Source organism: Flavobacterium sandaracinum (genome assembly GCF_004349135.1).
Taxonomy (GTDB): Bacteria; Bacteroidota; Bacteroidia; order Flavobacteriales; family Flavobacteriaceae; genus Flavobacterium; species Flavobacterium sandaracinum.
In genome coordinates this window covers 19,212-42,311 of record NZ_SMFN01000027.1, presented here as the reverse complement: position 1 = coordinate 42,311, position 23,100 = coordinate 19,212, and the positions used below count along the sequence as shown (strand labels likewise).

Sequence of the window (23,100 nt, the reverse complement as noted above, 5' to 3'; positions counted from 1 at the left end):
TTGGGTGCTTCTTTTTTTAAAATAACTACATCTAATTTTGATTTTGAAATGTCAATACCTACGTAAAATAAATAGTTTTTCATAACTTTGAATTTAGGATAAACAAAAATGTTGAACTTCTTTAGAGCCTTTATTAGACCTTGATGTCTATCATTCTATTTGAAGCAATTCAACGGGATTCAAGGAGAAGACAGAGGACTAATGCGCTAAATAAGTCACAAACTTGGCGGATTTGATAGTTCACCTCTGTTTTCCTTTGAATAAATTTAATGTTTTTTTGTCAAATACAAAGTAAAGGCGGAATTGCATTCCAGATGGAAGAGGTGTTCGAGGAGATATTAGATTTAGTAAAATGTTAGAAATTAAAGCTAGTATCAAATACAATTATAAAGATGATAAGTCTGAAGAGGGAAAATGGAGAATAGATAGGTTGAATGAAATAGGTTTTGATTGGACATAAAGGTAATATCTGCCAACAGCTAGAATCCAGATCGCTCAGATATCATAACGCGAAGTTACCGCAGAATTGCATTCCGTACCCACCATGAGAATCCTGCTAGCCATAGTACAATAGTATGCAGGTATAAAAACCGTTAATCAAATTTGCGTTTATTTTGTCATTTCTATAAAGGAGAAATCACATAACATGAGCAAGTAATAAAATTGGCTAAGCCTATTCGAGTTTTACTCTCGGGTCTCCTTTGTCTGAATCACAAACCACCATAAAAATATCAATTAAAAGTTTCCTTTTCCTACTATACAAAAACAATTACAATGAAAAGAATTACAGTTTTTTGCGGTTCCAGCATGGGAACAGAGGAAGTTTTCCAATCACAAGCGACCTTATTGGGTCAAACATTAGCTAAACAAAACATTGAATTAGTTTATGGTGGCGCAAATATTGGCCTCATGGGAGCAGTTGCAGATGGTGTGTTGAGCGAAGGAGGTAAAGTCATTGGAGTTATTCCGTTCTTTTTGCAATCCAAAGAAATTGCACATACCAATTTGACAGAGTTAATTATAGTAGACACGATGCACGAAAGAAAGACAAAAATGAATGCGCTATGCGATGGCGTCATTGCAATGCCAGGTGGTTTTGGTACGCTTGAAGAATTATTTGAAATGCTCACTTGGGCACAACTTGGACTGCATAAAAAACCAATTGGCCTTTTAAATACAAACGGTTTTTATGATGCTTTAATCGTTTTAATCCAGACCATGGTAGAAAAAGGATTGTTAAAAGCCGTCAATCAACAAATGCTTTTAGTTAGCGATAACATTAATGAATTACTGCATAATATGAAAAACTATAAAGCTCCTGTAGTTACAAAATGGATTAATAAAGAAACCCTATGACGACAATTTATAAACGTTTTCAACTAACGTTTTAAAACTCCTTTAATTAAGAAAGAGCCGCGTGTTGAAGAGTAAATTCGAAAAGAATGAAATTTCAATTATTCTTCTTTTCTAATTATAAAAAAATTGATTAGTGTTATTACGCTCTTACTACAAACCATTAATCTACTGGTGCCATTTCTTCATCTGCTGAAGTTGTAACTATTTTTTTAATATTTCGCTTTCCAAGAATTAAAATAAGCAATGCCAGAACGGTTGAAACCGTCATAATCATCACCATAGGCAACATGGAATTGGTTACAAAAATTCCCACTGCAAAGGATGCAAAAGCACCTAATCCCAACTGAATAGCACCCATAAGCGCTGAGGCACTTCCTGCATTTCTAGCAAAAGGAGCAAGGGTAAGTCCTGCTGTATTCGGGTTTGAAATTCCTAAACAAGCCAGAAATAAAAATAACATTGCGATAGTTTCATACAATCCTAAAAGATCATTCACTGCTAAAATTAGAAATATAACACTAATTACAGTTTGTGAAAGTAAGGCTCCTAAAATCATTTGTTCACTATTGAACTTTCTTAAGAGCAACGAATTCAATTGACTGGCACTTATGAAACTCAATGACATGAACGCAAATATCCAACCATAGGTTTTGGCATCGACCTTAAATATATCCATAAATAAAATAGGAGAGGCGGCCACGTAGGTAAATAAACCAGAGAACGCAATGGCTCCTGCAAAAGCGTAAGTGTAAAATTGTGGTTCTTTCAGAATCTTAATAAAATTAGTAATAATTGGTTTGGGTTTAAGTGAAATCGAAGTGTCCGGCAAATAGGTATTTGGTAAAATAATCTGGGCGGCAATTAGAATTACAATTCCCATACACATCAAGATAAAAAATACAGTATGCCAGCCATAATATTCGGTAACGTAACCGCCAATTGTAGGCGCCAGCATTGGCGAAAGCCCAACAACCAACATCAACATGGAAAATACTTTTGGAATATCTTTCACAGGAAACAAATCCCGAACCATAGATACAGAAGCTACAGTTGCCGCACAACTGCCAACTGCTTGAATGAAACGCAAGCCAATAAAAGTATCTATATCAGTTACGAAGACACAACCTAAGGATGCTGCTATGTACACTAACAAACCAATAAAGAGTGGTTTTTTTCGGCCAAAACGGTCTAACAACGGTCCATAAAGTAATTGTCCTGCTGAAATTCCAATAAAATAACTGGATAAAGTCATTGAAACATTGGCAACTGAAGTATTCAAGTCCTTGGCAATCCCGGCAAAACCAGGTAAATACATATCTATAGAAAAAGGTCCTAAAGCGGTTAATGAGCCCAATATTAGAATTAATTTGATGTATTTTTTCTTTGTAATTGTGGTATTTGTAGTCAAAATCGTTTTTTAATATTTTTGCAAAGGTAAATCAATTAAAGATGCTAATTATCCATATAAAAGCGCAAGATTAAATAAATTTGAATCACTAAAATCGCTTTAATTTTTGATCAATAGTACCGTACCCGATATAAAAAGCAATCCTAAAATCAATTTTTTCAAAAATCCCTCATTTAATTTCAAGTAAACCATATTTCCTAAAATTAACGCTGCAATAAAAAAGGGCAAAACATATAACGAATTATGTAATTCAGTAGCGGTTAAAATGCCTTCAAATACTAAAACTGCTATGCGCATCATGGAAACTAATCCCAGAATTCCAAACATTGTAGCGCGAAAAACTTTAACATCATCGGTTTTATTTTTGATAATTATCGCATATAAGGGGCCACCTGTAGAGAAAACGCCAGAAAAAAATCCACCAAGAAGACCTAAAATAGATTGGATTTTAAACCCAAATGGCTGCTTGTTTTTAGTAATTAAACTGTTCAAAACAAATAAGATAATAAACAAACCAAGCGCCTTTTTTAGTAGTATAGGCTGACCATAAATTAAAACGATCGAACCAATAAGGATTCCAAAAAAAGAAGTTAGCGCTAGTTTTTTTAGCAAGGGTTTATCCATATTTTTCCATTCTTTGTAAAAATAGATAGGAGAAGATAAAGAATAAAATATAGAAATATAACTAACCGCTTCTGTTAGCGGCATCACAAGAAGCAAAAAGGGTAAAGCAACCAAAGCACCAGCAAAACCGCTAATCGTTTGAATAAAAAAACCTAAAAAAATTCCAATAATAAGTAAAAGTAACATTAAATCCATACTGCAAAATTAGAATACCACAGTAAGAACATAAAATTTAATCAATGGAATTAGCATCATTTTCCCATATTTTAAATGTATTTTAGCTGAAATTAAAACTTTATTTATGGTTGATACCGTTGATTTAAAAATAATAGAAAGTTTAAAGGTGAACTCTAGAACTTCGTTTGTAGAAATAGGAAAACAAGTTGGACTTTCTCCATCATCAGTAAGAGAACGCGTTCAAAAATTAGAAGATACTGAAGTTATTAAAGGATACAATGTTCAACTTAATAATAGAAAACTTGGATTTGGTTTAGAAGTTTTCATCATGTTTAAATTGTTCAGCGGGAAGCTAAAAACATTTTGTGAACAATTAGAACAATTTCCGGAAATATGCGAGGTTTTCCGAATTACAGGAACTCATAATATTTTCATGAAAGTGATACTAGTAGATCAATTGCACTTGCAACAGTTTATTGACAGACTTTTGCTTTATGGTGAACCTACAACACACTTAATTCTATCTGATTTGAAGAATTTATAAATCTATATTTAGTTTCATTATTTTACATGTACTAAGGAGGTTTTCTATATTTCTAATTTGTCAAGATGGACTCAACAAAGATATCAATTCCGCCTGCTTTGTACTTGCTTATAAAAGCACTATAATTTATATTATGTAAAATAGAAAATATTCAAATTAAAACACACTCTGGAATTGCCTTCATAAAAAAAACACCACCTACTGGTGATGCTTTTTGTATTTGCTGTCCGTAATTATTTAATACTGATTGGAATATTCCAATTTTCCCAACTTAGCGTAACGTTATTAGCATTAACGGCATACACTAATTTTTCAGCGGTTGTTTTAGCTACTTTTTGTTTTACAGTTACACGCAATTGATCTTCTTTTTCTTTATAATCATAAGCTCCCCATTGTTTCGCTTCTTTGTTAAAGATGATTACAGATTCTTTTTCACTTGGTATAATAAAAAAAGAATATTTTCCTGCTGGCAATTTTGCTCCTTCAATTGTTACCTCTTTATCTGTTTCAAATGTAGTTGCGTCGTTTGCTCCGGCACGCCAAACTTTATTAAATGGTACTAAAGCGCCCCAAATTTTTCTTGCATTTACCGACGGACTGCCATAATTAATAGTGATCGTAGCCCCATTTATTTTTCCTGTAGCTATTTCTTTGCTACTTGTAGGTTTTCCCTGAGCAGCAATAATATTCACAATGAATAAAGCAATAAGCGAAAAATGTATTTTTCTAATTCCTTTCATGATTTTATATTTTAAGTTTAAGTCATAAAAGTAAAAAAAGGCAATTTAATTCATTGTGATTCTTGTTTATTTTATGAAAATATTAAGTAATTTATAAATTAATAGTTTTGCCTGATAAATGGCTGTGTTATAATTTTAAATTTTGTTATTTTTACAGAAATATACATTCTTTATTTGCAAACTATGAATACAATTGCGGAAAACATTGCTGACTTTTTAAAGGAATATCCACCATTTAATCATTTGACTTTTGTAGAGTTATCAATAATTGCAACTAGTATCCGAGTGGTAAATTTGGAAAAACATAAAATATTATTTCAAATAAATGATCTTTTGCACGATAGCTTTTATGTGGTAGCTTCTGGAGTGATCAATTTATCTGTTATAGCGGATGCTGAGGAAACATTATTAAACAAATGTGTTGAAGGAGATATTTTTGGTCTACGCCCATTTTTTGCCAAAAATAATTATATGATGACGGCAAAAGCCAGAGAAGAAAGTATAGTTTATGCCATTCCTATAGCCACTTTTCGGCCTTTTGTAGCCAATAATTCTGATGTTTTAAACTTTTTATTGGAAAGTTTTGCCGTGAACACCCGAAATCCAAAGGATAAAGAAAATTTAATAGGAAAATTGATATCTGATAACGTTTTTTATTCAGATCAACAGTCCGAAATGCAATACTTTCAGACTTTATCTTACAACACTTCGCCCTTAAAAACAAATAGTAGCGCAATAGTTCAAGAGGTTGCACAATTAATGACCGAAGCTTTAAAGAATAATATTGTCGTTTGTGACAATAATATTCCCTTAGGTATTGTTACGGACGCCGATATGCGGTCTAAAATTGCCACAGGACGGTTTCCAGCAACTGCCCCCGTTGCTAAAATAATGTCTTCGCCTGTTATCACGGTATTGGAAAATGTTTCTTTAGCCGAAGCGCAATTGTTGATGCTAAAATATAATGTGACTCATTTGTGTGTAACGCAAGATGGTACCGATAAATCTATCGTTAAAGGAATTATTAGCGAACACGATTTAATTCTTGCGCAAGCCAATAATCCTGGAGTTTTAATCAAAGAAATTAAACGCTGTCAAACATCAAAAGAATTAAAACAAATTAGGGAACGGCTAACTGATTTAATTCAGACTTCCATTTCTAAAAATATACCGCTTTCTCATGTCTTTAATATCGCCAGCGAAATCAATTTGGCAATTATTAAACGTTCAGTTGAATTGTCAATTTTAGATTTAGGCTCACCTCCTGCCCGTTTTGCTTGGTTGAGTATTGGAAGTCAAGGTAGAAAAGAACAATTGTTATTGACGGATCAAGATAGTATTTTGATCTTTGAAGATGTGTCTGCAGACAAATATCGAGAGGTAAAAGACTATTTCCTAAAGTTGGGAAAAAGAACGACGGCCACGCTTGAAAAAATTGGTTATGAACTTTGCCCAAACGGACACATGGGAAGCAATATGCTATGGTGTAAGTCATTAACTGACTGGACAAAACAATACGACAACTGGATGAATACTCCAGGTGAAAACAGTAATGATTTAAGCAGTATTTTCTTTGATTATGAAATCACTTTTGGAGAACAAAAAATTGAAGATGCAATTGGAAATGTCGTATTCAAAAATGCCAAAAACAACACTTTGTTTTTTGACTTTCTTGGAAACGATGCATTACGAAAAAACGCTCCACTAACCTTTTTCAAAAAATTCAATGTTGAAGAAGAGGGAATCAATAAAGACAAATTTGATATTAAAACACGTGCCTTGATGCCATTAATTGATGGCGCGAGACTTTTTGCTTTATATTTTGATATTAGAGGCATTAATAATACGTTCCAAAGATTCAAACAACTATCAATCACAGACCCAAAACATGCTGAAATTTATCTTAATTGTGCCGAAGCCTTTTTGACTTTATCAAAATTTAGAATACTTGAAGGTCTTAAAAATGACAATTCAGGCCAATTTATAAATTTGGAAGAATTATCAAAAATTGATCGTGAAAAATTAAAAAATGCATTAGCTCCTATGAGGGAATTAGAAGAACTTATAAAAGGAAAATTTCAACTTACACAATTTTCATAATCATGTTAGACTGGCTAAAAAATATTAATAAAGAACAACCTGAATTTTGGAAAAATTATGTTTCAAAATTTGAAAAAAAATCATCTCGATTTGTTGTTTTATCAACAGAAACTTCTGGGTTAAATTCGGATAAAGATGTTATCCTTTCTATAGGTTCTTTTGCGGTAATTGATAACAGCATTGTTATTGCCGATAGTTTTGAAGCGGTTTTATTACAATATAAGTTTTTACATGATAATGGACTTTCTAATGAATTCCTGGTAGAGAGTAAAATGAAAAAACTAGGAGAGCCAGATGCTATAAAAGCATGTATCGATTTTATAGGGAATTCCACTTTAGTTGGACATCATATCGATTTTGATGTCGAAATAATCAACGCTGCTTTAGAACGATTAGATTGTGGGCGTTTAAAAAATGAAGCATTAGACATTGATGTTATGCATCGAAAACTAAATGATATTAACGACAAGCAATTTTCCCTAGATGAACTTTGCACTGCCTACAATATTCCTAAAAGCGATCGAAATTCAGCAGCTGAAGATGCCTATAAAACAGCGTTGTTATTTTTAAAGTTAAAATCGAGATTGGGTATAAAATAATATTTTCATTAATCCAAAAGAGTTATTCCTTTCCAAAATCTTCCATGATGCGTAATCGAAACCGCTTTTTTTTTCTTTGAAACAGAATCTATAACAAAAGGGATTCCATTATTTTTTAAGAGTGTTACAGCCGAATCAATACTTTCGATTTTATCAAAATTATTTTTATTTGTTACAGCAATGGTGTAGATAGAATTGTTTTCAATTATACCTTTGGTAAAATAGATTTTCTCTTTTATAGAGACTGTTCCCAAAGTTGCATTTTCGTAAAAACACTCCAGTTGCAAAGGAATATAGCCTCTAATTCCTGTTTCCCTATTGTAGATTTTATAAGCAGCTTCTTTTCTAGTCCATAAGTTCCAAACCATTATTTCTGGATTTATAGCATTCGCAATTAAAAACTGCTCTTTTAGGGTGAAAATTTTATCCAAAAAGCCTTTTCGTTTCCAATTGCTTTCTTTTCTGGCTAAAGCCAAATCTACTATGTCGTTTCCAATCATTTTTACCGACTTTTTAAATCAAATTCACTAATTTTTTTCTGATAATTTAGTCGCAATAATCTCTAATGCAGCTTTTACATTGACCATACGTTCCATTGCTTCATTGTCAATTACAATGTCATATTTCTCTTCGATGTCTAAAATAACATCTACTAAATTAGCAGAGTTTATCTTTAAATCATTGATAAAATCAGTATCTTCCGTTAAAATATCAAATGCTTCTTGATTTTGAATATACGGCTGTACTATGTTTTTTAACTCTTCAATTGTTTGTTCTTTATTCATAATTTTTACTTTTTGTTAATGTTTTCAATTCGAGATTAGCAGTAAATTTTGATTAAATGTATTTCTTAAAAATTACGCATCCATTTACATCGCCAAAACCAAAACTTGCCTTTGCAATTATATTTAATTCCTTTTCAATCAGTTGTTTTGGTATTCTCGATTCATCAATTGTTGCTGTAATTTCGGGGTGCAAATCTTCACAGTTGATATTCGGAAAAACAAATCCGTGGTACAATTGCAATACTGAAGCTACGCTTTCAATGCTTCCCGCACCAGACAAACAATGACCTACCATTGATTTCAAGGAGTTTATAAATGGAAAATCTTTTCCTTTTCTCCCCAATGCTTCACTCCAATTCTGGATTTCTAAACTGTCTTTGGATGTGGCTGTCAAATGACCGTTGATGGCATCAATTGCATTGGCTGAAATTCCTGCATTTGCAATAGCATCAGTTATGCATTTCTGAACAGCAATAGGATTTGGCGCAGTCATCGTTCCTAAACCGCGTTGTCCGCCAGAATTTACATTTCCACCTAAAACTTCAGCATAAATTGTAGCACGTCGATTCAATGCACTTTCTAGATCTTCCAAAACCAAAGCTCCTGCTCCACTTCCAGGAACAAATCCTGAAGCACTCTCTGACATTGGCCTTGAGCCTTGCTCCGGATTTTCATTATGCTTAAAAGTACAGACTTTCATGGCATCAAATCCACCCCAAATATAAGGTCCCGAATCACTAGTGCTTCCTGCTAAAATGCGTTTAGCCTGACCGGATTTAATTCGTTCATACGCCATCAAAATACTCTCGGATCCAGTGGTACAAGCCGATGAATTAGTAGACACTTGATTCCCAAGTCCTAATTTCCCGCCCAGATACGCACTCACGCCACTATTCATCGTTTGCGCTACTGCTGTACTGCCCAATCTTCTCGTTTGAAAATCATCTATTTTATAAATGCTTTCGCGAAATTTATCAATTCCAGAAGTTCCGGTACCAAAAATAGTTCCACTGTTCCAATCCGGCTCTTCCTTTATTTCTAAAGATAACCCCGCATCTTTCCATGCATCAATCCCTGCGATTACACCGTATAAAATCCCTGTAGAATTGAAATTTCGTAATTCTAACTCAGAAAAATATTTTAAAGCTAATTCCGTAGAAATCTCCGGTTTTCCTGCTATTTGACAAGAAAATTGCAATCGTTCTAACTCCGCGTCGTGCTTAATCCCAGAAATTCCGTTTTTGATGGAATGAGTAAACACATCAAGTCCTACTCCATTTGGAGCAACAACACCAAGACCCGTTATAACTACTCTTTTTTGCATACAAAAAATTAATTTTAAACCATTAAGGCATTAGGCCCTTAAGTTATTTCACTCTTTGAAACCATTATTCCTGCTATTGTTCCCGTACAAACATTTTCTCCATTTTCGTTTTTCATGATGACTTTACATTTCAATTTTCCAAATCTAAAGTATACTTTTTCCGAAATTACGATCACTTTTTCTTTAGGAAATACAGGTTTTAAAAATTCTATTTCACTTAATGTTAAAGCAATTGAAGTGGTTGAATTAAATGAATAATCTAATAAAAAAATCCCTAAACAAACCAATCCAATTTGCGCCATCACTTCGGTTAAAATCACTCCTGGGGTTACTGGATTATCTTTAAAATGTCCTTTATAAAAATCCAAATGCTCGTCAAAATAATACGTACCTTCTACTCCATTTTCATTAATTTGAAGAATTTCATCCACAAACAAAAACGGTTTGGAATACGGTAATTTTGCTATGATTTCTTGGTTAGTCATATTTTGAACACTGATTTAAAACTGCAATAAAACCCGTTGTGCTGAAAAACCTGGTCCAAAACTCAACATTAATCCTTTCTCTCCTCTTTCTGGCTGATTGTCCATAATGCGCTCTAAAACATACAAAACAGTTGCACTTGACATATTTCCATACAAACGCAACACTTCTTTAGTATCGTCTATATTTTTCCCTAAACTTGAAAATAATCCTTCTACCGTTTGCACAATTTTCTTTCCGCCAGGATGAAAAATTAGATGATCAATATCTTCTATTTTTAAATTGTTTTTGTCTAAAAAGGGATGAATAATATCCGGAAAATGAGAAGCAATCGTTTCTGGAACTTCAATATCCAAAACCATTTGCAAACCAGAATTCGTGAGTTTAAAACCCATCATGTGAATATTATCATAGAAATGATACATTTCCTCTGCCAAAATTTCCGGACCTTCATCGTCTTGATGTGAAGAAAGCAACACACAAGCCGCTCCATCGCCAAAAATTGCTGCACTTACAATATTTGCCATTGAAAAATCATCCAATTGAAAGGTTGCCGTTGGACTTTCAACTGCAATAACTGCAGCACGTTTCCCCGGATTAGCTTGCAAAAAGTTTTTAGCATAAATAATTCCTGAAATTCCAGCAGCACAACCCATTTCAGTAACGGGAAGCCTAACAATATCTTGGCGTAATTGCAATGAATTGATTAAATACGCATCAAGTGAAGGAATCATAATACCAGTGCAGCTCACTGTAATGATGTAATCTAGATCTTCCGGGTTCCAATTGGCCTTTGTCAGTGCTTTTTCGAGAACTTTTTCACCTAAATCAATGACTTCACGAACATAGATATCATTTCTTTCTTCAAAAGAAGTTTTTGTAAATACTTCAATTGGATCCATAATGGAATACCTTTTGTCAACGGCAGCTCCTTCAAAAATTTTCTTCACTTTTCTAATAAAACGGTCGTCTTGCCCAACGAGCCAAGCATCCAAAAAAGGAATAATTTCATCCGTATTTCTGGAATATTTTGGTAACTGTTTGGTTACGGTTTTGATTTTTACACTCATATTTTTGAAATTATCCATTGGTAACGAAAAGCCCATTTCCAATGAATTTTATAGTTTTTAAAATTTAATTTTTTAGAAAACTGAATCAGTTCTTCTTTTTTAAAACCTCTTAAAATCGAAGTTAATCCGTCTTCTCGAGACATATCGTTCAGTTGAAATACAATACATAAAGCTTGAAATAAACGATAAGCAACCGCACTGCGATGTAAATCATTGATCACTATACCCATACTTGCATTGCTTTCAAATACGTTCAACAACTGAACAATTTCATCGTCTTTGAAATGGTGCAATGTCAAAGTACACAGAACGATATCATACTTTAATTCTGCAAATGAAGGTTTGAAAATATCTAAACATTGGTAGCTGATATTGGAATAATCTTCAGATAATTTTCGAGCATGTGAGATCGTAAAATTATTAGCGTCAACTCCTATCAATCGGAATTTGAAATTATTTTTTAATCCAAAATCGGCTAAAGTTCGTAACATATCACCATTACCGCAACCTACATCAAGAATTACAATTTCTTTTGATTTGGAATTCTGAATCAGTTCTTGTACTCCTTTTAAAGTTAATTGATTTCCTCCTAGAAGCTGATTAATTTTAGCTATTTTATCCAAGGCATCTCTTAATTCTTCGCCTTCGAGCAGAAAGTCATCCATTATTTCGGAATCATTGGTTCTGTGCGTTGTGTTTATAGCCATTTATATAGGTTTACCATGCGTTTTTTTTATTATCATTGGCAGAAGGAATGGGAAAAGTATCAAGATTTTCAGTACAATTTGTGCTGTTTTTTCATGTTGTAATAGCTTTCCTAACCGACGACCTGTTTGCAATCTTTTTTTGAAATTTTTATTCCAATCGTTTAAATAATTATTTTCTAAGGTGGCTCTATCTATTTTATTTTCTAAAAAATGTATTGTATTTTCTGCCGCTAGTTTCGCACTATGAATGGCCATTGCCATTCCATTTCCGCATAAAGGATGAATTAATCCAGCGGTATCACCAATCATTAGAATATGCTCTTCTACACATTTTTTTTCTTCAAACGAAACTTGACTAATTGTTAAAGGCTTTTCAAATTGTATGTTAGCATTTTTAAAAATATTTTTCAAATTGGGATTTTGACAAACTACTTTAGTTTGATAATCTTCAATAGATTTGTACTTTTTGAATGTTTCGTAATTGGCAAGGTAACATATATTTACCAAATCATTTTCTACTTTTGAGACGCCACAATAGCCACCTTTGAAATGATGTAAACCAACATAGTTTTCTGGAAAATCTAGCTTATAATGGGCCTTAACTCCCAACCAATGTGATTGTTTTTGAATAAAATTGCGCTTGAATTTGATGTCTAGATTGGATCTTTTTCCAAAAGCTCCAAGAACAATAGGTGCAGAATACGTATTCAAATTGGTGACGATTGTGAATCTACCGGCTAAAAATTCAATATCAGATACCGTCTCTTGAACAATTACACAACCACGATTTTTAGCTTCGTTATATAAATAGTGGTCTAACTGATACCTACTTATTCCAAATCCACCCATAGGCAAAACTGTGTTTACTGATTTTCCAGAAACCAACGAAAAAGAAAGTTTGTCTATGTAAGTAGGATGTAACGAATTGATGTCTAAACCAATTAATTTTAGATAAGGTAAAACTTCGTTGGAAATGTATTCGCCGCAAACCTTGTGCTTGGGAAAGTCATTTTTTTCGATTACTAAAACAGTATAATTATTATTTTTAAGATGGATTGCTGCAATAAGTCCAGCTAAACCGCCACCAACAATAACTATTGAATTTTGTATCATAGTGGTAAACTTAAGAATTTAGATTTATAAAGTGCTTTAAAATACTCTAAATTTTCACATAAATTTTGTAATAAAAAAATTAAAGCACTAGATTTGTTTCACTATGAAAAGAACCATAATCAATAGAGTATTGCTTTCAATTACTGTAACTTTATTGACTGTTTATTATTGTGCAGGTTTTCTTTTTGATCCCAATCTAGTAATTTTTATTAAGCCATTCATAATACCAAGTTTTATTGCCTATGTAGTAATAAATAATGGCAATAAACTCACTTTAAATTATATTTTATTTGTCTCTTTTTTTTATATTTATCAGCTTCTGATCTTGTTTTGGGAAGATTCACCACACTTATTTAGAGCGGCCATGGTAGCGTCTTTTTTTAGCTACCTATCTTTGATGAATTTAGGCTACCGTTCCATTAAAAGCAGAAAACTATTCACATTACCTAGTGGTTTTACACTCTTTATCTTATTACTAAATTGCCTTTTTTTACTACTAATTCTATATATCTTGATCTCTACCATTGGGGATCAATATTTAAATATAATTTTAGTTTTTAATGGTATTATCACTCTGTTTTTGGGCGCTACGGCCGTATTGTACTTAAGCAAATTTGGAGATAAAAAAGCATATTATTACTTTTTTGGAAGCTTTGCCCTCATTTTTAATGACGTTTTTGCCGCTGTTGGAACTTATTTTTTAAACAATATAGTTTTAAATAGTTTGGACCGAATGCTTCATTTTGGTTCATTTTATTTAATTTATCTTTTTGTTGCGCATAAAAAAAAGGTTGACAATCATTTAATTGATTCCCAACCTTCGCTTTAATTTAATTAAACCCTATTATTTTTAATTTCCTCAACAATTTCAGGATTTAATAGCGTTGATGTATCTCCAAAATTAGAATAATCTCCTTCGGCAATCTTTCGAAGGATTCGTCTCATAATTTTTCCAGAACGGGTTTTTGGCAAACCAGATACAAATTGGATTTTATCTAATTTTGCTATTGGTCCAATATGATCGGAAATATGTTGATTAATTTCTTTAGCCAGATTCTCTTTGTTTCTGGTTTCTCCAGTTTCTTTAAGAATAACAAAACCATATAAAGCATTTCCTTTGATGTCATGTGGAAAACCTACAATAGCAGATTCAGCAACTGCTGGATGTTCATTAATCGCGTCTTCTATGGGTGCTGTCCCTAGGTTGTGTCCTGAAACAATTATTACGTCATCGACCCGACCCGTGATTCTGTAATAGCCCACTTCATCTCGCAATGCACCGTCTCCCGTGAAAAATTTCCCTGGAAATGCTGAGAAATAGGTGTCTTTATAGCGCTGGTGATCACCCCAAATGGTTCTAGCGATTCCTGGCCACGGAAATTTAATACATAAACTACCAACTACCTGATTTCCTTCTATTTCATTGCGTTTGTCATCCATTAAAACGGGTTGAACACCCGGTAAAGGTAAGGTTGCATACGTCGGTTTTGTAGGTGTTACAAATGCCAAAGGCGAAATCATAATTCCTCCTGTTTCTGTTTGCCACCACGTATCTACAATAGGACATCTTTTATCTCCAACATGGTCATTGTACCAGTGCCAAGCTTCTTCATTGATTGGTTCTCCTACAGATCCAATTACTTTAAGCGACTTCAATGGATATTTTTGTACAAATTCTATATTTTCTTTTGCCAAAGCACGAATAGCAGTTGGAGCCGTATAAAACTGTGTTACTTTATGTTTTTCGATAACTTCCCAAAAGCGACTAAAATCAGGATACGAAGGAACTCCTTCAAAAATCACTGTAGTTGCACCGTTCAATAATGGTCCATAAAGAATATACGAATGTCCGGTAATCCAACCTATATCGGCAGTACACCAAAACACATCATTTTCCTCATAATTGAAAACATTCTTAAAAGTATAAGCGGTGTACACCATGTAGCCAGCCGTAGTATGCACCATTCCTTTTGGTTTTCCTGTTGAACCAGACGTGTATAAAATAAATAATGGATCTTCAGCATCCATAATTTCAGCAACATTATTATCCGAGGCTTGATCTAAAAGGGGTTGCAACCATTGGTCACGTCCTTCTTTCATAGTGATATCAGAGTGAATTCTTTTGGCTACTAAAACTTTTTCTACACAAGGACATTTTTCTAATGCTTCATCAACAATCTCTTTTAAATCAATGGTTTTATTACCACGGAAACCTCCATCTGAGGTGATCACCATTTTACACTCACTATCATTGATACGAGTCGCTACTGCAGTAGCTGAAAATCCTGCAAAAACAACAGAATGTATGGCTCCAATTCTAGCACAAGCCAATACTGAAACGGCTAATTCCGGTATCATTGGTAAATAAATGCAAACTCTATCTCCTTTTTTTATGCCTTGCTCACGCAATACGTTTGCCATTTTACAAACGCGTTGGTGCAATTCATTATAAGTTATGTGTAATGCCGCTTCCGAAGGATCATTAGGTTCAAATATGATTGCTGTTTTTTCTCCTCTTTTAGCAAGATGTCTATCAATACAATTTTTTACGATATTAACTTTGGCTTCCGTAAACCATTTGATGTCGGCATCCGCCATATTAAACTCAACCACTTTGTCCCATTGTTGGTACCAAGTGAAATTTTCTTCTGCTATTTTACCCCAAAATTTTCTAGGTTCACGAACTGATTTATTATAATGTTTAAAATATTGTTCTAGATTTTCAATTTTGTAGTAGCTCATGATATAATTTTTTATAAAAGTATTAAATCTCTCGCTATTCTTAAAATTATATATTTTATAAATAGTAACAAAAAAAAACAGATTCCCAAATAAAAAAGCACTTTTTGTATTAATTTGTTTAATTTTTGCTGTTTTTGACAAAATTTATAAAACACAAAAAGGCGAGATAGACAAAATCTATCCCACCTTTTGAATCAACAAAATTTAATAACAATTTTTAATAGCCTAAAATCTCTTGATAAATTATAGTTAACGTTAACCATTTTATCTGAGATCTTACTTTAGCGCTACGTTTATTTTAAAATGTAATCAGATATGAATTTTCTGATAATCAGATAAAATTGTAGGGACTACTTCACTTAACTTTGTTGGTATTTAAAGTTAAGTGAATGTACAAGCATCTATATCTATTTATCTTTTTTAATACTTTTTAACTAATCCAAGATATTATGAAATCAAATGATATAGTGCTAATCCCTGCACACCCTCATGTGTGGTAATTTCTATTTTATTATCCTATTTTTTTCATGGCAGTCATAGATTCTCTCAACCATTCCCCAACTTCTTCAATTGGATGCTGACGAATAGTTTTGTTTACCGCAATAAGAACTGCATTATCCACTCCATTTGAAGTTGAAAAAGGTTTACCTATTACATTTGTATCAATTGTTTTCATAAAATCAGTCAATAACGGTTTACATGCATGATCAAATAAATAGCAACCATATTCTGCAGTATCCGAAATAATTCTGTTCATTTCATACAATTTTTTTCTGGCTACTGTATTTGCTATCAAAGGCAATTCGTGTAACGACTCATAATAGGCTGATTCTTCAATAATTCCTGTTTGAGTCATGGTTTCAAAAGCCAACTCTACACCAGCTTTTACCATTGCAATCATCAAAACTCCATTGTCAAAATACTCTTGCTCTGAAATAGCAGCTGCTGTTGGTGCAGTTTTCTCAAAGTTAGTTTCTGCAGTTGCGGCTCTCCAAGTCAATAAATTAATATCATCATTGGCCCAATCAATCATCATGTTTTTTGAAAATTCACCAGAAATAATATCATCCATGTGTTTTTGAAACAACGGACGCATGATCTCTTTTAGTTCGTCAGCCAAACGGAAAGCTTCAATTTTTGCAGGATTTGACAAACGATCCATCATATTTGTAATTCCACCATGTTTCAAAGCTTCTGTTACTGTTTCCCAACCGTATTGAATTAATTTTGAAGCATATGCTGGCTCAATTCCTTTTTCAACCATTTTATCAAAACATAAAATAGAACCGGTTTGTAACATTCCACAAAGGATGGTTTGTTCTCCCATTAAATCTGATTTTACTTCGGCAACAAATGAAGAGTTTAACACTCCAGCTTTGTGACCACCAGTAGCAACTGCATACGCTTTTGCTTGTTCGAAACCTTCTCCGTTTGGATTATTTTCTGGATGAACCGCGATTAACGTTGGTACACCAAAACCTCTTTTATATTCTTCACGTACTTCAGATCCAGGACATTTTGGCGCACACATAATTACTGTGATGTCTTTACGAATTTGCATGCCTTCCTCTACGATATTAAACCCGTGAGAATAAGCTAAAGTTGATCCATTTTTCATCAAAGGCATGATTGCTGTTACGACAGCCGTATGTTGTTTGTCTGGTGTAAGGTTACATACCAAATCAGCTGTTGGGATTAATTCTTCATAGGTCCCCACTTTAAATCCATTATCAGAAGCATTTTTGAACGAAGCTCTTTTTTCTGAAATTGCATCAGCGCGTAAGGCATAAGAAATATCCAATCCTGAATCTCTCATGTTCAAACCTTGGTTCAAACCTTGTGCTCCACAACCTACAATGACTACTTTTTTTCCTGCTAAAGCTTTAATTCCGTTTACAAATTCAGATTGATCCATGAATTCGCAAACGCCTAATTGTTCTAATTGTAATCTAAGTGGTAATGAATTGAAATAATTTGCCATTTTTTATTATTTAATGATTGTAAATTTTATGTTTTAATATTTAATTCCTGATCAGTTTGAAATTCCTCCTTCGTCGGAATGACAAACTTCAAAGGACTGAAAACTGCAAACTAAACAGGTTCTTGTTTAAGTTCTTCTAATAATGTTGAAATTTGCATTCTTTCTTTTGAAACGGAAATTCTTCCAGAACGAACAAATTGCATGATTCCGAAGGGTTTTAATTTTTCGTACAACGATTCTATTTCAGCACGTTGTCCTGATTTTGAAATAACAAAAAATTCTCTTGCTACTGTAACTATTTCGGAATGGCTTTCTTTGATTATATTCTGAATTTGTTTTTCATCAAATAGCAAGCTCGACTCAATTTTGAATAATGCATTTTCCAAGAAAATGGTTTCTTCATCAACATGATAAAATGCTTTGATGACTTCGATTTGTTTTTCGATTTGTCCTACAATATTTTGCACCCATTTTTCGGTTGTATTAACCACAATGATAAATCTGGAAACACTTTCGATTTCAGATTCGGATACATTTAAACTCAAAATATTGATATGGCGTTTCAAGAATATTCCAGATATTCTATTTAATAAGCCAACGTTGTTTTCTGAATAAACAGAAATGGTGAATGTTTTATTTTCCATTTTAAATTTTTGTTTAAAGTTTTCTTTGTTTAAAGTTTCAGGTTATGCAACTTGAAACTTTAAACTTGAAACTTTTTATGATAACCTAATATCCGATACCGATGCTCCTGTTGGGATCATTGGGAATACGTTATTTTCTTTTTCTACCATAACTTCCAGGAAATACGATTCTTTTGAAGCCATCATTTCGGCAACAGCAGCATCTAAATCTTCTCTTTTGGTTACTTTTTTCGCTTTAATATAATAGCCTTCAGCAATGGCTATAAAATTAGGATTGATCATTTCTGTAGAAGCGTATCTTTTGTCAAAAAACAATTGTTGCCACTGGCGTACCATTCCTAAAAATTCATTGTTTAAGACCACAATTTTCACTGGAACTTTGGTTTGGAAAATAGTTCCTAATTCCTGAATGGTCATTTGAAAACCTCCATCGCCAATTATAGCTACGACTTCACGATCTGGCATTCCCATTTTAGCTCCAATTGCAGCCGGTAGTGCAAATCCCATAGTTCCTAAACCACCAGATGTAACATTACTTTTGGTTGAATTAAATTTAGCATACCGACACGCAAACATTTGGTGTTGTCCCACATCAGAAACCATAATGGCATCTCCTTTAGAATGTTTATTAATCATTTCAATCGTTTCTCCCATAGAAATTCCTTCTTTCTTAGGTTGTAACTCATCATTGATTACGGCTTCTAATTCTATTTCATATTTCTCTTTAAATTCATTGTGCCAAGATTCGTGCGTGTTATTATCAATTAAAGGAAGTAAAGCAGTCAAAGACTCTTTTAAATCTGCCAAAACTGCTACGGTTGTTTTTACATTTTTATCTACTTCTGCAGGATCAATTTCAAAGTGAATTACTTTGGCTTGTTTCGCATAAGTAGCTAAATTTCCGGTTACACGGTCATCAAAACGCATTCCAAGTGCAATCAACACATCACATTCATTAGTCAATACATTTGGGCCATAATTACCATGCATACCTAACATTCCAACGTTTAATGGGTGATCTGTTGGTAATGCCGAAAGTCCTAAAATGGTCCAAGCAGCCGGAATTCCTGATTTTTCAACCAAAGCTTTTAGCTCTGCTTCTGCTTCACTAAGAATTACTCCTTGACCAAATAGGATAAATGGTTTTTTAGCTTTGTTAATTAATTCTGCTGCTGCCGCTACTTTTTCAAGGTTTAAAATTGGTTTTGGATTGTAGCTTCTAATACTGGTACATTTTTTATAGCTGAATTCAATTTCATCAAATTGCGCATTTTTTGTAATATCAATTAATACTGGACCTGGACGACCAGATCGTGCAATATAGAATGCTTTTGCAATAATATCTGGAATTTCTGAAGCCTCTGTAATTTGGTAATTCCATTTAGTGACTGGAGTCGAAATTCCAATAATATCTGTTTCTTGAAACGCATCAGAACCCAATAAATGTTTCCCTACTTGTCCTGTGATACAAATCATAGGAGTCGAATCAATTTGCGCATCTGCAATTCCAGTAACTAAATTGGTAGCTCCTGGACCCGAAGTGGCAATTGCAACTCCCACCTTTCCTGTTGCTCTTGCATACCCTTGTGCAGCATGCGTTGCGCCTTGTTCGTGACGCACTAAAACGTGGTGCAACTGATCTTTAAATTTATACAACTCATCGTAAACGGGCATTATAGCACCGCCTGGATATCCATAAACCAAATCTACACCTTCCTCTAATAAGCATTTTATAACGGCTTCAGCGCCGGATATTTTAGTTGTTCCCATGGGTATTTTTTTATTCGCTTTAGGCGTTGTGCTTTAGGTTTTATTTATCAGTAACACATCCTGTAGATGCGCTTGAAACAGATCGAATGTATTTTAATAAAACTCCTTTTTTTATGTTCGATATGGGTTGTACCCATAATGCTTTTCTTGTCTCAAACTCTTCATCAGAAATTTTGAGATTTATAGTGTTTTTTACTGCATCGATGGTAATAATATCTCCATTCTTGACTAATGCGATTCCACCGCCATCATATGCTTCGGGTGTTACGTGACCTACTACAAAACCGTGTGAACCACCAGAGAATCTTCCATCAGTAATTAAAGCGACACTTTTACCTAAACCAGCGCCCATAATGGCTGACGTAGGCTTTAACATTTCAGGCATTCCGGGACCGCCTTTGGGTCCACAATACCGAATGACGACTACATTTCCTGGTTTCACTTCTCCGCCACGAACTCCTTTTATAACGTCATGTTCATTTTCATAAACAATGGCATCACCTTCAAAATACTCTCCTTCATTACCGCTAATTTTAGCAACACAGCCCTCTTTTGCAAGATTTCCGTATAAAATTTGGATATTTCCTGTCGCTTTTAGTGCTTTTTGAATTTCATGAATCACCTCTTGACCATCGTGTAAATCGGGTACAACAGCTAAATTTTCAGCTAATGTTTTTCCGGTAACAGTTAAGCAATCTCCATGAAGTAATCCTTGTTTTAACAAATATTTCATTACGGCAGGTACACCGCCTGCTTCATGAAGATCTTCCATTAAATATTTTCCACTTGGTTTCAAATCAGCAAGTAGTGGTGTTTTATCACTGATATCTTGGAAATCTTTTAATGTAATTTCGATATCTACCGAATGTGCCATAGCGATTAGATGCATAACAGCATTTGTAGAACCTCCTAAAACTGCCACCATAGTTATAGCATTTTCAAAAGCTTCACGAGTCATGATATCTCTTGGTTTGATATCATTTTCTAATAATATTTTAATTGCTTTTCCAGCATCAAGACATTCTTGTTTTTTTTCGGGACTAAGGGCTGGATTAGAGGAACTATAAGGTAAACTCATTCCTAAAGCTTCAATAGCTGAGGACATTGTATTTGCTGTATACATTCCACCACACGCACCTGCTCCTGGGCAAGCATTTTGGATTACTCCTTTAAAATCTTCAGGTGAAATGGTATTGTTGAATTTTTTTCCAAGAGCCTCAAATGCCGAGACAATGTTCAATGATTCGCCTTTCCATTTTCCAGAATGAATACTACCTCCATACACCATGATTGATGGGCGATTCACTCTACCCATTGCAATTATAGAACCAGGCATGTTTTTATCACAGCCTGGAATAGCAATTAAAGCATCGTACCATTGTGCACCCATTACAGTTTCAATTGAATCTGCAATAACATCTCTAGAAACTAAAGAAAAACGCATTCCGTCGGTACCATTTGAAATACCATCACTCACACCAATAGTGTTAAAAATCAATCCAACTAAATTTTCTTTCCAGACTCCAGTTTTTATTTCACTTGCTAAACCATTTAGATGCATATTACATGGATTACCTTCGTAACCCATACTAACAATTCCGACCTGTGCTTTTTTTAAATCTTCTTCAGTTAGACCAATTCCGTACAACATAGCTTGTGCTGCTGGTTGTGTTTCATCTTGTGTAATGGTTTTACTGTATTTATTTAATTCCATTCTATGTTGGTTTATATATAATTTGTTTTTTATGAAAAAATTAGAGTCGACGTACCGCTTCTTTAAGACTAAACTATTGTGGACTGTCCTATGTAAACATTGTCACTTTTAAAATACAAGTCGTCTTTGCTTAAAATATAATTGGATATAAAGTCTCCTACTTCATTGGTTCCAAATTTTGAATACGGATTTAAATCAGCCGTAACGACATTGAATTCAATTGCTTTTTCAACTGCCTCATATACTCTTTGAGATTCCTCTTGTAGACCAAAATGATCTAAAAGCATGGCTGCTGAAAGTATAGAGGCAATAGGATTTGCAATATTTTTCCTTTTTGCTTCAGGAAAAGATCCATGAATAGGTTCAAAAAGTGCATTTGAATTTCCTAAAGATGCTGAAGGCAATAATCCGATTGCTCCCGTAATTACACTAGCTTCGTCTGATAAAATATCCCCAAATAAATTCTCCGTTAAAATGACGTCAAATTGCTTTGGATTAATAATTATTTGCATCGCTGCGTTGTCAACATATAAAAAGTCTACTGCCACATCTGGATAATTTTCACTAATTTCTTTAACAATTTTTCGCCACAATCTAGAGGTTTCTAGAATACTTGCTTTATCTACTAGGGTAACCTTTTTTCTTCTTTTTTGAGCAGTTCTGAAGGCCAAATGTGTAATCCGAGTAATTTCTTCATCAGAATATTCACACAGATCAGAAGCTAACGTTCCTTGTTCGTTGATTTTTTTTTCACTAAAATAGGATCCTCCTGAAATTTCTCTAAAAATAACGAAATCAGTATTTTCAATAATTTTTCTTTTTAAAGGAGACAAATCCAATAAATCGTTGTAGGGTTTTATGGGCCTAATGTTAGCATACAATCCCAATGATTGTCTCAGTTTTAATAATCCTTGGATAGGACTTAAATGGGTATTAGAATTACTATCCTGCTTAAGATCTCCAACAGTTCCAAACAAAACCGCATCAGTATTAAGGCAAAGATTTAAAGTTTGCTCTGGTAGTGGCTTTCCTGTTTTTTCAATGGCAATAGCACCAATAAGAGCATCTTCAAAGACAAACTCATGATCGAAAACTACGCCAATGGCATACAACACTTTTTTTGCCTGTAAAACTACTTCAGGGCCTATTCCATCTCCTGAAAGTACTGCTATTTTTAAGTTCATAATGTAGGATTTAGATTTTAATAGAAATCAAAATA

21 protein-coding genes are annotated in these 23,100 nt (G+C 33.6%); 5 read left to right on the top strand and 16 right to left on the bottom strand.

The features are described from left to right. The first annotated feature begins 774 nt into the window (after positions 1-774). A complete protein-coding gene (locus tag E0F91_RS16075) occupies positions 775-1,356 on the top strand; it encodes an LOG family protein (protein ID WP_132067434.1) in 582 nt (193 codons plus the stop codon). Positions 1,357-1,516: 160 nt separating this feature from the next. Here E0F91_RS16075 and E0F91_RS16070 read toward each other — a convergent pair whose 3' ends face one another. Next, a complete protein-coding gene (locus E0F91_RS16070) occupies positions 1,517-2,746 on the bottom strand; it encodes a multidrug effflux MFS transporter (protein ID WP_132067436.1) in 1,230 nt (409 codons plus the stop codon). 117 nt (positions 2,747-2,863) lie between these two features. After that, positions 2,864-3,583 (bottom strand): sulfite exporter TauE/SafE family protein, encoded by a 720-nt coding sequence (locus E0F91_RS16065; protein WP_132067433.1) that lies wholly within the window; start codon positions 3,581-3,583, stop codon positions 2,864-2,866. A gap of 106 nt (positions 3,584-3,689) precedes the next feature. Here E0F91_RS16065 and E0F91_RS16060 point away from each other — a divergent pair, with 106 nt between their 5' ends. Beyond that, the gene (locus E0F91_RS16060; protein WP_132067432.1) at positions 3,690-4,109 is read left to right on the top strand and encodes an Lrp/AsnC family transcriptional regulator; all 420 of its coding nucleotides are present in this window, start codon (positions 3,690-3,692) and stop codon (positions 4,107-4,109) included. Between the two features lie 233 nt (positions 4,110-4,342). On the opposite strand, the gene E0F91_RS16055 is transcribed toward E0F91_RS16060, so the two are convergent. Then, the gene (locus E0F91_RS16055; RefSeq protein WP_132067431.1) at positions 4,343-4,849 is read right to left on the bottom strand and encodes a DUF2911 domain-containing protein; all 507 of its coding nucleotides are present in this window, start codon (positions 4,847-4,849) and stop codon (positions 4,343-4,345) included. 183 nt (positions 4,850-5,032) lie between these two features. Here E0F91_RS16055 and E0F91_RS16050 point away from each other — a divergent pair, with 183 nt between their 5' ends. Together E0F91_RS16050 and E0F91_RS16045 are read left to right on the top strand one after the other, a co-directional pair. Beyond that, positions 5,033-6,949 carry a DUF294 nucleotidyltransferase-like domain-containing protein gene (locus E0F91_RS16050; RefSeq protein WP_132067430.1) on the top strand — a complete coding sequence of 639 codons (1,917 nt, stop codon included), beginning with the start codon at positions 5,033-5,035 and terminating at the stop codon, positions 6,947-6,949. A gap of 2 nt (positions 6,950-6,951) precedes the next feature. Then, positions 6,952-7,548: a 3'-5' exonuclease gene (locus tag E0F91_RS16045; RefSeq protein WP_132067429.1), complete on the top strand. Its 597-nt coding sequence runs from the start codon at positions 6,952-6,954 to the stop codon at positions 7,546-7,548. An 8-nt stretch (positions 7,549-7,556) separates the two neighbouring features. Here E0F91_RS16045 and E0F91_RS16040 read toward each other — a convergent pair whose 3' ends face one another. From E0F91_RS16040 to E0F91_RS16010, 7 genes are read right to left on the bottom strand one after another with little or no spacing between them, the layout of a single operon-like run. Then, positions 7,557-8,048 carry a 4'-phosphopantetheinyl transferase family protein gene (locus E0F91_RS16040; RefSeq protein ID WP_132067428.1) on the bottom strand — a complete coding sequence of 164 codons (492 nt, stop codon included), beginning with the start codon at positions 8,046-8,048 and terminating at the stop codon, positions 7,557-7,559. A gap of 27 nt (positions 8,049-8,075) precedes the next feature. Beyond that, positions 8,076-8,333: an acyl carrier protein gene (locus E0F91_RS16035; RefSeq protein ID WP_132067427.1), complete on the bottom strand. Its 258-nt coding sequence runs from the start codon at positions 8,331-8,333 to the stop codon at positions 8,076-8,078. Between the two features lie 52 nt (positions 8,334-8,385). Next, the gene (locus E0F91_RS16030) at positions 8,386-9,657 is read right to left on the bottom strand and encodes a beta-ketoacyl-[acyl-carrier-protein] synthase family protein (protein ID WP_132067426.1); all 1,272 of its coding nucleotides are present in this window, start codon (positions 9,655-9,657) and stop codon (positions 8,386-8,388) included. Between the two features lie 38 nt (positions 9,658-9,695). After that, a complete protein-coding gene (locus tag E0F91_RS16025; protein ID WP_132067425.1) occupies positions 9,696-10,142 on the bottom strand; it encodes a 3-hydroxyacyl-ACP dehydratase FabZ family protein in 447 nt (148 codons plus the stop codon). A gap of 15 nt (positions 10,143-10,157) precedes the next feature. Then, positions 10,158-11,210 (bottom strand): type III polyketide synthase, encoded by a 1,053-nt coding sequence (locus E0F91_RS16020; protein ID WP_132067435.1) that lies wholly within the window; start codon positions 11,208-11,210, stop codon positions 10,158-10,160. Beyond that, complete coding sequence (locus E0F91_RS16015) at positions 11,207-11,917, bottom strand: methyltransferase domain-containing protein (RefSeq protein WP_132067424.1); 711 nt, start codon at positions 11,915-11,917, stop codon at positions 11,207-11,209. The genes E0F91_RS16020 and E0F91_RS16015 overlap by 4 nt, the downstream gene beginning before the upstream one ends. Next, positions 11,918-13,030: an NAD(P)/FAD-dependent oxidoreductase gene (locus tag E0F91_RS16010; protein WP_132067423.1), complete on the bottom strand. Its 1,113-nt coding sequence runs from the start codon at positions 13,028-13,030 to the stop codon at positions 11,918-11,920. It abuts the gene before it with no gap. Between the two features lie 103 nt (positions 13,031-13,133). Here E0F91_RS16010 and E0F91_RS16005 point away from each other — a divergent pair, with 103 nt between their 5' ends. Next, positions 13,134-13,859, top strand: a complete 726-nt coding sequence (locus E0F91_RS16005; RefSeq protein ID WP_132067422.1) for a hypothetical protein — start codon at positions 13,134-13,136, stop codon at positions 13,857-13,859. A 5-nt stretch (positions 13,860-13,864) separates the two neighbouring features. Here the strand turns inward: E0F91_RS16005 and acs are convergent, their stop codons facing one another. From acs to leuB, 6 genes are all read right to left on the bottom strand, one after another. Then, the gene (gene acs / locus E0F91_RS16000) at positions 13,865-15,772 is read right to left on the bottom strand and encodes an acetate--CoA ligase (RefSeq protein ID WP_132067421.1); all 1,908 of its coding nucleotides are present in this window, start codon (positions 15,770-15,772) and stop codon (positions 13,865-13,867) included. Between the two features lie 511 nt (positions 15,773-16,283). Beyond that, positions 16,284-17,753, bottom strand: coding sequence for a ketol-acid reductoisomerase (gene ilvC / locus E0F91_RS15995; protein WP_132067420.1), 1,470 nt, complete (start codon positions 17,751-17,753; stop codon positions 16,284-16,286). 110 nt (positions 17,754-17,863) lie between these two features. After that, a complete protein-coding gene (gene ilvN, locus E0F91_RS15990; protein WP_132067419.1) occupies positions 17,864-18,397 on the bottom strand; it encodes an acetolactate synthase small subunit in 534 nt (177 codons plus the stop codon). 75 nt (positions 18,398-18,472) lie between these two features. Beyond that, on the bottom strand, positions 18,473-20,167 hold the full coding sequence (ilvB, locus tag E0F91_RS15985) for a biosynthetic-type acetolactate synthase large subunit (RefSeq protein WP_132067418.1): 1,695 nt from the start codon (positions 20,165-20,167) through the stop codon (positions 18,473-18,475). A gap of 40 nt (positions 20,168-20,207) precedes the next feature. Continuing rightward, on the bottom strand, positions 20,208-21,881 hold the full coding sequence (ilvD, locus tag E0F91_RS15980; protein WP_132067417.1) for a dihydroxy-acid dehydratase: 1,674 nt from the start codon (positions 21,879-21,881) through the stop codon (positions 20,208-20,210). A 68-nt stretch (positions 21,882-21,949) separates the two neighbouring features. Then, on the bottom strand, positions 21,950-23,065 hold the full coding sequence (leuB, locus tag E0F91_RS15975) for a 3-isopropylmalate dehydrogenase (protein WP_132067416.1): 1,116 nt from the start codon (positions 23,063-23,065) through the stop codon (positions 21,950-21,952). Between the last annotated feature and the right edge of the window lie 35 nt (positions 23,066-23,100).

Coding starts and splice junctions, on each gene's coding strand:
- E0F91_RS16060 (WP_132067432.1), top strand. CDS start 3,690: ATGGTTGATACCGTTGATTTAAAAATAATAGAAAGTTTAAAGGTGAAC.
- E0F91_RS16050 (WP_132067430.1), top strand. CDS start 5,033: ATGAATACAATTGCGGAAAACATTGCTGACTTTTTAAAGGAATATCCA.
- ilvD (WP_132067417.1), bottom strand. CDS start 21,881: ATGGAATTAAATAAATACAGTAAAACCATTACACAAGATGAAACACAA.
- E0F91_RS16005 (WP_132067422.1), top strand. CDS start 13,134: ATGAAAAGAACCATAATCAATAGAGTATTGCTTTCAATTACTGTAACT.
- E0F91_RS16055 (WP_132067431.1), bottom strand. CDS start 4,849: ATGAAAGGAATTAGAAAAATACATTTTTCGCTTATTGCTTTATTCATT.
- E0F91_RS16075 (WP_132067434.1), top strand. CDS start 775: ATGAAAAGAATTACAGTTTTTTGCGGTTCCAGCATGGGAACAGAGGAA.
- acs (WP_132067421.1), bottom strand. CDS start 15,772: ATGAGCTACTACAAAATTGAAAATCTAGAACAATATTTTAAACATTAT.
- E0F91_RS16025 (WP_132067425.1), bottom strand. CDS start 10,142: ATGACTAACCAAGAAATCATAGCAAAATTACCGTATTCCAAACCGTTT.
- E0F91_RS16015 (WP_132067424.1), bottom strand. CDS start 11,917: ATGGCTATAAACACAACGCACAGAACCAATGATTCCGAAATAATGGAT.
- ilvB (WP_132067418.1), bottom strand. CDS start 20,167: ATGGGAACAACTAAAATATCCGGCGCTGAAGCCGTTATAAAATGCTTA.
- ilvC (WP_132067420.1), bottom strand. CDS start 17,753: ATGGCAAATTATTTCAATTCATTACCACTTAGATTACAATTAGAACAA.
- E0F91_RS16065 (WP_132067433.1), bottom strand. CDS start 3,583: ATGGATTTAATGTTACTTTTACTTATTATTGGAATTTTTTTAGGTTTT.
- E0F91_RS16010 (WP_132067423.1), bottom strand. CDS start 13,030: ATGATACAAAATTCAATAGTTATTGTTGGTGGCGGTTTAGCTGGACTT.
- E0F91_RS16035 (WP_132067427.1), bottom strand. CDS start 8,333: ATGAATAAAGAACAAACAATTGAAGAGTTAAAAAACATAGTACAGCCG.
- E0F91_RS16020 (WP_132067435.1), bottom strand. CDS start 11,210: ATGAGTGTAAAAATCAAAACCGTAACCAAACAGTTACCAAAATATTCC.
- E0F91_RS16045 (WP_132067429.1), top strand. CDS start 6,952: ATGTTAGACTGGCTAAAAAATATTAATAAAGAACAACCTGAATTTTGG.
- E0F91_RS16040 (WP_132067428.1), bottom strand. CDS start 8,048: ATGATTGGAAACGACATAGTAGATTTGGCTTTAGCCAGAAAAGAAAGC.
- ilvN (WP_132067419.1), bottom strand. CDS start 18,397: ATGGAAAATAAAACATTCACCATTTCTGTTTATTCAGAAAACAACGTT.
- leuB (WP_132067416.1), bottom strand. CDS start 23,065: ATGAACTTAAAAATAGCAGTACTTTCAGGAGATGGAATAGGCCCTGAA.
- E0F91_RS16030 (WP_132067426.1), bottom strand. CDS start 9,657: ATGCAAAAAAGAGTAGTTATAACGGGTCTTGGTGTTGTTGCTCCAAAT.